The sequence below is a fragment of the Hoeflea sp. genome, from assembly GCF_984452065.1.
The window spans coordinates 1-10,116 of record NZ_CFHWAF010000155.1 but is presented as its reverse complement, the minus strand read 5'-3'; the positions used below and the strand labels follow the sequence as shown (position 1 = coordinate 10,116).

The following is a 10,116-nucleotide window of genomic DNA, read 5'->3' as shown; positions in this document are numbered from 1 at the left end:
GTGCGAATATGCGAATGTGCATCGCGGTCTGCACTATATGTCGAATGCGGCGACCGATGCCTATGAGGCCGCCCGGGAGAAGGTGCGCCGTTTCATCAATGCCGGTTCAAGCGACGAGATCGTCTTCACCAAGTCGACCACCGAGGCGATCAACACGGTTGCCTACGGATACGGGATGCCGCAGATCGGCGAGGGCGATGAGATCGTCCTCAGCCTGATGGAGCATCATTCCAACATCGTGCCGTGGCATTTCATTCGCGAGCGGCAGGGCGCGAAGCTGAAATGGATCCCGGTTGACGATGACGGGGTGTTCCACATTGCCGATTTCGAAGCGCAATTGACGGAACGAACCAAGCTTGTCGCGATCACGCATATGTCCAATGTGCTCGGCACGGTCGTTCCGGTAAAGGAGGTTTGCCGTATCGCCAGGGAGCGGGGCATTCCGGTTCTTATCGACGGCAGTCAGGCCGCCGTGCATATGCATGTCGATGTGAGCGATATCGATTGCGACTGGTATGTGTTCACCGGCCACAAGACTTACGGCCCGTCCGGCATCGGCGTGCTTTATGGCAAGAAACAGATGCTGGAGAAGATGCGGCCGTTTCAGGGCGGCGGCGAAATGATCTTCGATGTCAGTGAAGACGCCGTGACCTACAATGATCCGCCGCATCGATTCGAAGCGGGCACACCGCCCATCGTCCAGGCTATTGGATTGGGCGCTGCGCTGGACTATATGGAAGCTGTCGGCAGGGAGAACATCGCGGCCCATGAGGCGGATCTCAGGGCCTATGCGCATGAGAAACTCGGCCGAATCAATTCGTTGCGCATTTTCGGCAATGCACCGGGCAAAGGCGCGATTATTTCCTTCGAAATCGAGGGAATACACGCGCACGATATTTCGATGGTGATCGACCGGGAAGGCGTTGCTGTGAGGGCCGGGACCCATTGCGCACAGCCGCTGCTGAGGCGTTTTGGTGTTACCTCGACATGCCGCGCGTCATTTGGGATGTATAATACGCGCCAGGAAGTCGATATGCTTTACAACGCGCTGCTGAAAGCGCGCGAGTTTTTTGCCTGACGCGAGAGCGAGTCTGAGACAATGAGTGACGATCTGCAAACACGGGAAAAAGACGAAAGCGGCACGTTCTCCGCATCGGCGATCCCGCGCGAGGAACTGGCACGGATGACGGACGACATCATTGCGGCCATCAAGACGGTTTATGATCCCGAAATTCCGGCTGACATCTACGAGCTGGGTCTCATATACCGCATCGATATCGAGGATGACCGCATCATCAAGATCGATATGACGCTGACGGCACCGGGTTGCCCGGTTGCCGGCGAAATGCCCGGCTGGGTGGAAAATGCGGTCGGTGCCGTCGAGGGCGTGTCAGGTGTGGAGGTCAACATGACCTTCGATCCGCCGTGGACACCGGATCGTATGTCCGAAGAAGCGCAGATCGCAGTGGGCTGGTACTGACGCTTGACAGCGTCGGACAGCTCTGTGACATCCGCGTGTATTCTGGAGGTGAATGATGGGCCAGTTCGAACTCATGACTTTGACCGACACGGCGGCCGAGCGCGTTCGCAATGTCGTCGCGAATGCCGGCGAGCCGGCCGTCGGACTGCGCATCGGCATCAAGAAGGGCGGATGCGCCGGAATGGAGTATACGGTCGATCTCGTTACCGAGGTTGACGGTAAGGATGATGTTGTCGAGCATGACGGCGCACGGGTCTATGTGGCTCCTGAAGCCGCGCTGTTTCTCCTCGGCACTCAGATGGATTTCGAAACAACCACACTGCGCTCGGGCTTCGTATTCAACAATCCGAACCAGACATCCGCCTGCGGTTGCGGCGAGTCGGTCGAATTGAAACCGGCTGATCTGAAGGCCCTTGCCGAAAAGGGCGATCCCGTGGTGCGGGCCGGCAATTAGAGCCGGCAGAGCTCAACCAGACAAAAGAGGCCCCGTCATTTTCGGCGGAGCCTCTTTTGTTCGTTGTTGTCAGCCGGTCCACCCCATCAATTATTGCGGCTGAATACCGCTTTGTAGAGGGATGAGAACCAGCCATTGCGGACTCTCCTGGCGGGAACATAACGGTCTATGCTCTCGAAACCCGGAGGACAGGAATTTTCGTATCTTTTATTCCTTTGTTTCATGACAGGCACTCCCTTCATTCATGAGGGATATGTCGGAACTGAAGATTACGGTTGCCTGTCCGGTTCATTACAAAGGCGTCATAAAGGGATGTCAGGTTTCCCGCCGGCGGATCGGCTTCTTCTTCCGCCACGCCGCCAATCACCGTTATCGTCCGCGGGGTGGAATGACCGTGATCAGATGAAAGACCGGTCCGACAAACCCGGGCGCCAGCCGGGGTTGGCCCGCTGCTCCACATATCGTTTCACGTCGGCGAGATCGCGTTCACATTCGCGAAGCCAACGGTTTGCGGCAAAACGGGCAATGATGCTCAACGGCGCAACAGCCTTCGCCGAGGCGGTCGCGGTAACGACCGTGCCGCCCCGGTCTTGGCTCAGTGTCATTTCAAGATGCAACGGCAATCCGAACAGGCGCCGGTTGAAGGCGATGACATATGGCGGACGGAACGTTCCGACCGTCAGCCGTCTTGTGGCCATGCCGCGCCGCTTTTCCCTGAACACCGAGCCCTCGTGGACCGGCAGGGCGGACATGACCTCCACCCGGGAAACGGAAGAGAGAACCAGATTGCGGCTTTCCAGGTCTGAAAGAACGGAGAAAACGGCGACCGGAGCTGCCGCGATAAAACCGGCGGTCGTGTTCACAATCGCTCCCGGTGCAACGGATCGTTTAGCGTGTATGGCGGCATTTGTTGCATGATTTGGCCGTGATGTGCGAGTTTTACGGCATCGGATGTCCGCTTGTATGTGCCGATGTGCCTCGTCTTGCTGATATCGCTTCGGGCCATGGAAAGGAAGGCGTGCTGATTTTGGGGGCGTTGAAATGATCGAGATACGCGAGGCCCGGCAGCAGGATTCGCGTCATCTCGCCCTGATCGGCATCAGGTCATGGGAAGCGGCGGTCGTGTCCTGGGGAGAAGATGTCGATCGTATCCGGGAAAACGCGCATGCCGCCTATCGCGATTTCACCAGCAACTACTGGGACCGGATTATCCTCGTACAGTCGCGCGGCACGATTATGGGCTGGGGTGCCCGGGAAAATCTCGATCATCGAATATCCGATTTGTGGATTGACCCGGAATACCATCGCCAGGGGGCCGGCGCGGTTTTGCTGGCGGCGCTCGAGCAAAGCATCCAGTCGACCGGCTACGACCATGTCGAGTTGGAAACCCATGCCAGAAACGCCAATGCGATTGGCTTTTACGAGCATCTTGGCTATCGGGTGACATCGTTTTCGGTCAAATATTCGACGAGTCTCCAGCAGGATATCGAGAGGGTGACGATGCGTAAGGATTTTCCGGCACAGTCGATACCTGAAAACACAAAGCCTTGGGAAACAGACTTATGAGCGCCAGCAAAGTGGCTTTGGTAGCCCACGACGCACGCAAGGACACGATGATCGAATGGGTCGGCCGGCATACCGACCGTTTGAAAGACGTCACGATCATCGCCACCGGGACAACGGGCGGCCGGATCGCGGAGAACTTCCCCGAACTCGACGTGGTCCGGCTGAAGAGCGGACCGCTTGGCGGCGACCAGCAGATTGGCGCCATGATCGCCGAGGGCAATCTGGACGGCCTCGTCTTTTTTGTCGATCCGCTGTCGCCAATGCCGCATGACGTCGATGTCAAGGCGTTGACAAGGCTGGCGATCGTCTACGATCTGCCCATGGCGTGCAGCCCGTCAACGGCAGATGCGGTGCTCGATTATCTGACCGGCGAGGCGGTGTGAAGAGGTCATGAGCGGGCGCAGCGACACGGCACCGGTGAAAACGGTTGATCTCGACCTGATTGAAGACGCGGCTGAACGGCTCACCGGCCTGATTGTCCGCACGCCTTTGCTGGAGTCGGTCCAGCTCAACGAGGCGCTCGGAATGCGCCTGCTTTTCAAGCCGGAATGCCTGCAGCGGACCGGTTCCTTCAAATTTCGCGGAGCCTATACAAAACTCTCCCGCATACCTCCGGATCAACGCGGGCGGGGCGTGGTGGCCTATTCGTCGGGCAATCACGCGCAAGGTGTCGCGGCGGCGGCCCGGTTTCTCGGAATGCCGGCAACCATCTTCATGCCGAGCGATGCACCGCGCATCAAGATAGCCAACACGCGCGGCCATGGTGCGCGGATCGTGTTCTTCGAGCGGCATAGCGATGACCGGCGGGCGCTGGCGGAAGAACTGGCAACCTCGAGCGGTGCCACCCTGGTCCCGCCTTTTGACGATCCCGATATCATTTCAGGGCAGGGGACCACGGGTCTGGAGATCGCCAGGCAGGCCGACTACATGAATGTCGGCGTAGACGACGTGATCTGTCCCGTCGGAGGCGGCGGGCTGCTCTCGGGTATCGCAACCGCGATCAAGGCGCGCATGTCTCTGACCAGGGTCTGGTGCGCGGAGCCTGAAGGCTATGACGATGTTCTGCAATCGCTTTCCGCCGGTCGGCGCATTTCCATCGAAACCGGAAAGCCGACCCTTTGCGACGCCATCGCGACGCCCCGGCCCGGGGTGATGACGTTCGACATCATCAATCGGCTTGTGTCGGGGGGCTTTGTCGTGTCGGACCGGCAGGTCATGAATGCGGTTGCCGTTCTCTTCGACCGCCTCAAACTTGTCGTCGAGCCGGGCGGCAGCGCCGCCTTTGCGGCTGTCGTGAAAGAGCGGGAGCGATTTCAGGGAAAAACGGTTGTCGTCATCCTGTCCGGCGGCAATGTGGACCGCGATCAATTCGCAAAAATATTGGGCAAGGCCGACGCGGCCTGACCGGCAGCGTGATTCCGGGCGACCGGTGCAGGCCGATGCCGACAAGCAACCGTGGCAGGCATGGCGGCGAAAATCCTGCCGCCGCAGTCTTTTTCGACGGCGGCGCGCTTCAAGCCGCCGGAAAGTTGCTCTAATGTCCCGGCAACCCGCAGGCATCGGATTCGTGGATAATGGACGAACAGAGCGCCCAGATGGCGGTGGCCGAACAGGCCCCTGACCGCCACGAGATATATGATGAGGACGGTGCTGTTCGCGCCGACTTCGTCGCGCGGGTCGGTGCGGCCATTGCAGACCGCGACACGCTTTATCTCAAGGAGCATGTCGGCAGCCTGCATGAATCCGAAATCGGTGACCTGATCGAATCGCTGCAGCCGGAGCAGCGTCATGCGCTTGTGCGCCTCATGGGCGATGATTTTGACTTTACCGCGCTGACGGAAGTTGACGAGGCAATCCGGCGCAACATCGTTGGCGATCTTCCCAACGAGAAAGTCGCCGAAGGCATCGGAGAACTCGATTCCGATGATGCCGTCTACATTCTGGAGGATCTGGACGAGGAGGATCAGGAAGACATCCTCGCCAAGCTTCCGTTTACCGAGCGCATCCGGCTGCGCCGGTCGCTTGATTACCCGGAGGACACGGCCGGGCGGCGCATGCAGACGGAATTCGTCGCCGTGCCGCAGTTCTGGAGCGTCGGGCAGACCATCGACTATATGCGCGAGGACGAGGACCTGCCGGATTCCTTTTCCCAGATTTTTGTCATCGATCCGACGTTCAAACTTCTCGGCGCGGTTGACCTTGACCGGATCCTGCGCAGCAAGCGGGACATCAAGATCGAAGCGATCATGCATGAGACGGCGCGCCCGATCCCGGCGGAGATGGATCAGGAAGAGGCCGCGCAGCTTGTTGAGCAATACGACCTTCTGTCGGCCGCTGTGGTCGATGAGAACGACCGGCTCGTCGGCGTCCTGACGATCGACGACGTCGTGGATGTCCTTCAGGAGGAGGCCGAGGAGGATATCAAGCGGCTCGGCGGTGTCGGCGATGAGGAGCTCTCCGACGATGTGGCCGCGACGGTCCGCTCCCGCTTTCCATGGCTGATGGTCAATCTGGCGACGGCCGTGCTGGCATCCGTGGTGATCGGCCTTTTCGACGCGACCATTCAACAGATGGTGGCGCTGGCAATCCTGATGCCCATCGTTGCCTCGATGGGCGGAAACGCCGGGACGCAGACACTGACGGTGGCCGTGCGCGCGCTTGCGACACGCGATCTCGACATCTACAACGCCGGCCGCATCATCCGCCGCGAAGTCTCGGTCGGCTTCATCAACGGCATCCTGTTTGCCGTGGTCGTCGCCTTGCTTGCCTATGCGTGGTTCGGAAGCGGGCAGCTTGCTCTCGTGATCGCCGCCGCGATGGTCATCAATATGCTGTCGGCCGGGATCGCGGGCATCCTGTTGCCTCTGTTGCTCGATAAGCTGAACGTGGATCCGGCGATTGCGTCGGCGGTGTTCGTGACCACGGTTACCGATGTTGTCGGCTTCTTCGCGTTTCTGGGCCTGGCGGGATGGTGGTTCGGCTTCATCTGATGCCGCCTGGTGCCACAGGAGGCAGTCCGGCCGCTCTAATTGACTTTTACGTAAAAGAAAGACAAAATTCCTGAAGATCAAGGAATTCAGGAAGCGAAGTGCGCAAATATTATACCATTACCGAACTCACCCGCGAATTCGGTGTCTCGACGCGCACCCTTCGCTTCTACGAGGACGAAGGGCTGATTCACCCCGACCGTCGTGGCCGCACGCGCCTTTACAGGGCCGGTGACAGACATCTGATCAAGGAGATCCTGCGTGGCCGGAGGCTCGGCTTCACCATCGCGGAGATCCGCGAGATCATCGATATCTACAAGGGACCGCCGGGTGAACTGGGACAATTGGAGCTGATGATGAAGCGGGTCGCTGAAAAGCGCCAGCAGTTGCATCAAAAGCGCCAGGATATCGAGGATACGCTGGCCGAACTCGACAATGTCGACGAGGCCTGTCTCGCCCGGCTCGCGGAATTGCGCGTCGGAACCTGATCGCCATCAAATCCAGCGGCGCACCCGGCCGCAATAGGCCTCGAATTCCGCACCGAATACCGCCAGCAGATGGAGCTCTTCGCGTTCGACGGCAAAACGCTGGATCGACACCGCCGCGCCCACCGCAAACACCAGAAACCATGCATTGGCGAATATCAGTCCAAGCCCGATCAGGAACAGGATGTATCCGCAATAGATCGGATTGCGGCTGATTGAAAACGGGCCGGTCGTGACCAGATGCTCGGATTTGCGGGTCGGCAGAATTGTTGTCTGCGCCGCATGCAGCGTCAGTGCCGCCCAGATATCGATGCCGATCGCCGAAAGCACAAAGAGCACACCAAAGGATTTCAAGGCCGCCAGGTCCGACAGGGGAAATGATGCGACCATTCCGAACGCGATGGCGAGGGCTATCGCTACGGCGGTTATGATCGGTGGCCATGGCATGCGGCTCGGTCGTGCGCGATAGGCGTTCATTCCGCTTGATGTGCCTCCAAGGTGGATGCAGTGCATTGGTTCACGATCTCCTGTACGCCGGGTAAGAGGACGACATCGTCGCCGGCCGGCAGGGTCTCCAACAATCCTTCCGCTGAGAGACGCCTGACGGTGCAATCACAAAACTGCTCGCAGAACGCGGCCGCATTGGTCTGTGAGCAGCTAAGCACGCAGTTGTTGGAAATGCCGGTCAGCTGATTTACCGGAAAAGCCAGACTTGCCAGATAGACAAGTCCGATCAGCACCGGCTGATGGATCAGATAGACGGCAAGACTGTGGCGGCCCGCGAACGCCAACGGTCTTGCAACCGGGTTTTGTTCTCCGCCCATAGATGCGATGGCACTCAGCCAGCCTCGAGAGACAACGAGCCTGGCGGACGCGATCCCAAGCAGCACCGGGCCGAACCAGGGAAACAGAGGCACATAATCGTTGGAGTGCACCGGAAAGACGGACAGTCCCAGCCACAAAAGGGGCCCGTGACCGAGGACCGTGGACGCCAGATAGGGCGGCGCGAGCATGACGGCGATACCGACCAGGGCGGTCAGTACGGCCGGCAGCCGCAGAAACGCCAGGCCGAGAACGCTGGATACGGCAATGCAATGCAGGATGCCGAAAAAAATGAAACGGTCCGGCATGGCAATACGTGTCGCCACGGTGATGACGAGTGCGGCTCCCGCAACCATGGCCAGCCTTATGCCGAAGGCACGCCAGCGGATGGATCGTCCGTGTGCGAGGACAAGGCTGAAGCCGACCAGAAACAGGAAACTGCCTGCAATCAGGCGGGCGAAGAGCTTCCAGCCGCCCTGCGTCGTCATGCCCGGCGGCGCGTATCCGAAAAACTCGAGATCCCAGGTGAAGTGGTAGACGGCCATCGCCATGAGGGCGATGCCACGTGCCGCATCAATGGGGACGAGGCGCTGTCCGGAGGGCCTGGCGGATCCCGTCTCAGTCATTTACGGCATTTTCCGGCATGTGCTTCCTTGGCTCCAGCCGCGCAATGAACAGGCCGCAGACGATCAGCATCAACGCCAGAACTATGCGAATCGAAAGCGCTTCACCCAGCATCAAGATGCCAAGGATTACACCGAAAACCGGTATCAGATTAAGACCCACTGCGAAGGTGGAGTAGCCAATTTTTCGTATAAGGTAAAACCGCATGATGTAGGCAAGGCCAGTAGGTATGAGGCCGAGGTAGACGAGCGCGACCGCTCCTTGCGTGCTTAAGCCGAGGTCGGGCGACCCATCGCTCAGATAGGCCAGAACGACCAGAATTGCCGTCGAGATCCCGAGCGCCAGACAGGCCAGCCGCCCCGGCGGTATGTCGATCCTGCGAACGAGCAGGCCGGACACGACATAACACAGTAAGAAACAGATCTGTAAACGAAGCGCGTTGTATAGCCTGCAAGCGGCACCTGTCGATTTTTTCTGATACCGAGCGGTGCTCGCGGATACGGGCGCAGCGGCGCCGCTGACCGGCCTGCGGCGCATACGCCGGTCAATTCAGCGAGACCGGGCCGTGCAGGGCTACAAGTCAACGCCCTGCATGAGTGCAGCACGCGCGGCGGAAAAATATTGCCGTCGTACAAGGACCAGTATGACCAGGCCGGAACTGCACAGGAAAACCACGGGGCCGATGAACCAGCCGATATATCCGAGCGAGATGAATATTGCCCGGAAACCGGCATTGAAATGCTTGCCGGCCAGTATGTTTATCGCAATGGCCCGTCTGACGCAGTGTTCCGAATGGGTGGGGTCGGCGCGTGCATCATCGACCATCGGAATGGCGCCGATCAGAATCTGGCAATAGTTGAAGAGCCGCAGGGACCAGCCGAATTTGAAGAACGAATAGGCGAAGATGACGATCAGTCCGGCAACTTTCAGCTCAAAGGCCTCGCGGTCGGCCGGTACGCTGAAGGGCAGATGCGACAGGACGCCCAGAACCTGGTCCGTCGCGCCAAGCAATGCAAAGCAGCCGCCGATCGCCAGCAAGGTGGTGGAGGCAAAGAAGCCGGTACCCTGCTGAAGGCTGGCCATGATGCCGGTATCGATCATCCTCAGGTCGCGTCGAAGGCAGTTTTCTATCCAGCGGGCGCGATGAACGTTCATGATCTGAGTGAGGCTCGCGGGCAGCCAGCCGTGTTTGCGATCCGTCGACCAGGCAAAGAGAAACCAGGCGGCAAAGCAGGTCGCGGCGGCAATAAAATCGAGCGCATTCATACGTTACCTGTGTCACAGGTCAGCCGTTTTACAAAGGTCGTTCGCGCGATCCCCGGTCGGAATGTCGTTTTTTGCCATGATCTGCACAAAAATATGCGAAAATAATTCACATTCCAAGCGTTTGAAATGCTTGAAAAGATTAACAAACTCTGAATCAATTGCGGAAAATCGGCCCGAAAACCGCCATTTTTGCAGTTGCGAAGATATTTTCCTTCCTCTAGAAGACGGCTCCACCACACGGCACCAAGAAATGCCGGTGGTTTTTTGAGGCATCTTCTGGAGCCAATATGGAAGAAACAGTCCAAAAGTCCTGTTGGGGCATCACTGCAAAAGCAGTGTTCGGGTTTGTGGGCTTGCTGGCATTGATTTACCTTTTTGGTGGTCTTTAGGCCGGATCTGTACAACGAGATTAAACGAGCAGCGCGGGTCGTG

The 10,116-nt window shown here is 58.8% G+C and carries 14 protein-coding genes; 8 read left to right on the top strand and 6 right to left on the bottom strand.

What is annotated here, in order from left to right; all coding sequences use genetic code 11:
* The 3 genes from AC5E6N_RS21020 to sufA all read left to right on the top strand — a co-directional run.
* On the top strand, positions 1-1,078 hold a 1,078-nt coding region (locus AC5E6N_RS21020), incomplete at its 5' end, for a cysteine desulfurase (RefSeq protein WP_491749644.1).
* A 21-nt stretch (positions 1,079-1,099) separates the two neighbouring features.
* The gene (locus AC5E6N_RS21015; protein WP_491688541.1) at positions 1,100-1,480 is read left to right on the top strand and encodes an SUF system Fe-S cluster assembly protein; all 381 of its coding nucleotides are present in this window, start codon (positions 1,100-1,102) and stop codon (positions 1,478-1,480) included.
* A 55-nt stretch (positions 1,481-1,535) separates the two neighbouring features.
* Positions 1,536-1,934, top strand: a complete 399-nt coding sequence (gene sufA / locus AC5E6N_RS21010; protein WP_491749645.1) for a Fe-S cluster assembly scaffold SufA — start codon at positions 1,536-1,538, stop codon at positions 1,932-1,934.
* 398 nt (positions 1,935-2,332) lie between these two features.
* On the opposite strand, the gene AC5E6N_RS21005 is transcribed toward sufA, so the two are convergent.
* Entirely contained in the window at positions 2,333-2,797 is a 465-nt protein-coding gene (locus tag AC5E6N_RS21005; protein WP_491749643.1) for an SRPBCC family protein, read from the bottom strand.
* Positions 2,798-2,975: 178 nt separating this feature from the next.
* On the opposite strand from AC5E6N_RS21005, the gene AC5E6N_RS21000 reads away from it, so the two are divergent.
* The 5 genes from AC5E6N_RS21000 (at position 2,976) to AC5E6N_RS20980 (ending at position 6,975) form a co-directional block, all read left to right on the top strand.
* Positions 2,976-3,500, top strand: coding sequence for a GNAT family N-acetyltransferase (locus tag AC5E6N_RS21000; protein ID WP_491749642.1), 525 nt, complete (start codon positions 2,976-2,978; stop codon positions 3,498-3,500).
* A complete protein-coding gene (locus AC5E6N_RS20995; RefSeq protein ID WP_491749641.1) occupies positions 3,497-3,883 on the top strand; it encodes a methylglyoxal synthase in 387 nt (128 codons plus the stop codon). Before AC5E6N_RS21000 ends, AC5E6N_RS20995 begins: the two co-directional genes overlap by 4 nt.
* Before the next feature lie 7 nt (positions 3,884-3,890).
* Complete coding sequence (locus AC5E6N_RS20990; protein ID WP_491749640.1) at positions 3,891-4,904, top strand: threonine ammonia-lyase; 1,014 nt, start codon at positions 3,891-3,893, stop codon at positions 4,902-4,904.
* Between the two features lie 170 nt (positions 4,905-5,074).
* Positions 5,075-6,490, top strand: a complete 1,416-nt coding sequence (gene mgtE / locus AC5E6N_RS20985; protein WP_491749639.1) for a magnesium transporter — start codon at positions 5,075-5,077, stop codon at positions 6,488-6,490.
* Between the two features lie 98 nt (positions 6,491-6,588).
* Positions 6,589-6,975, top strand: a complete 387-nt coding sequence (locus tag AC5E6N_RS20980; RefSeq protein WP_491749638.1) for a MerR family transcriptional regulator — start codon at positions 6,589-6,591, stop codon at positions 6,973-6,975.
* A 6-nt stretch (positions 6,976-6,981) separates the two neighbouring features.
* On the opposite strand, the gene AC5E6N_RS20975 is transcribed toward AC5E6N_RS20980, so the two are convergent.
* From AC5E6N_RS20975 to AC5E6N_RS20955, 5 genes are read right to left on the bottom strand one after another with little or no spacing between them, the layout of a single operon-like run.
* Positions 6,982-7,419, bottom strand: coding sequence for a methyltransferase family protein (locus AC5E6N_RS20975; protein ID WP_491688534.1), 438 nt, complete (start codon positions 7,417-7,419; stop codon positions 6,982-6,984).
* A 26-nt stretch (positions 7,420-7,445) separates the two neighbouring features.
* Positions 7,446-8,420, bottom strand: coding sequence for a heparan-alpha-glucosaminide N-acetyltransferase (locus AC5E6N_RS20970; RefSeq protein WP_491749637.1), 975 nt, complete (start codon positions 8,418-8,420; stop codon positions 7,446-7,448).
* A complete protein-coding gene (locus tag AC5E6N_RS20965) occupies positions 8,413-8,955 on the bottom strand; it encodes a DMT family transporter (protein WP_491749636.1) in 543 nt (180 codons plus the stop codon). The genes AC5E6N_RS20970 and AC5E6N_RS20965 overlap by 8 nt, the downstream gene beginning before the upstream one ends.
* 36 nt (positions 8,956-8,991) lie before the next feature.
* Positions 8,992-9,684, bottom strand: coding sequence for a DUF599 domain-containing protein (locus tag AC5E6N_RS20960; protein WP_491749635.1), 693 nt, complete (start codon positions 9,682-9,684; stop codon positions 8,992-8,994).
* A gap of 12 nt (positions 9,685-9,696) precedes the next feature.
* Positions 9,697-9,957 carry a hypothetical protein gene (locus AC5E6N_RS20955; RefSeq protein WP_491749634.1) on the bottom strand — a complete coding sequence of 87 codons (261 nt, stop codon included), beginning with the start codon at positions 9,955-9,957 and terminating at the stop codon, positions 9,697-9,699.
* Positions 9,958-10,116 lie beyond the last annotated feature (159 nt).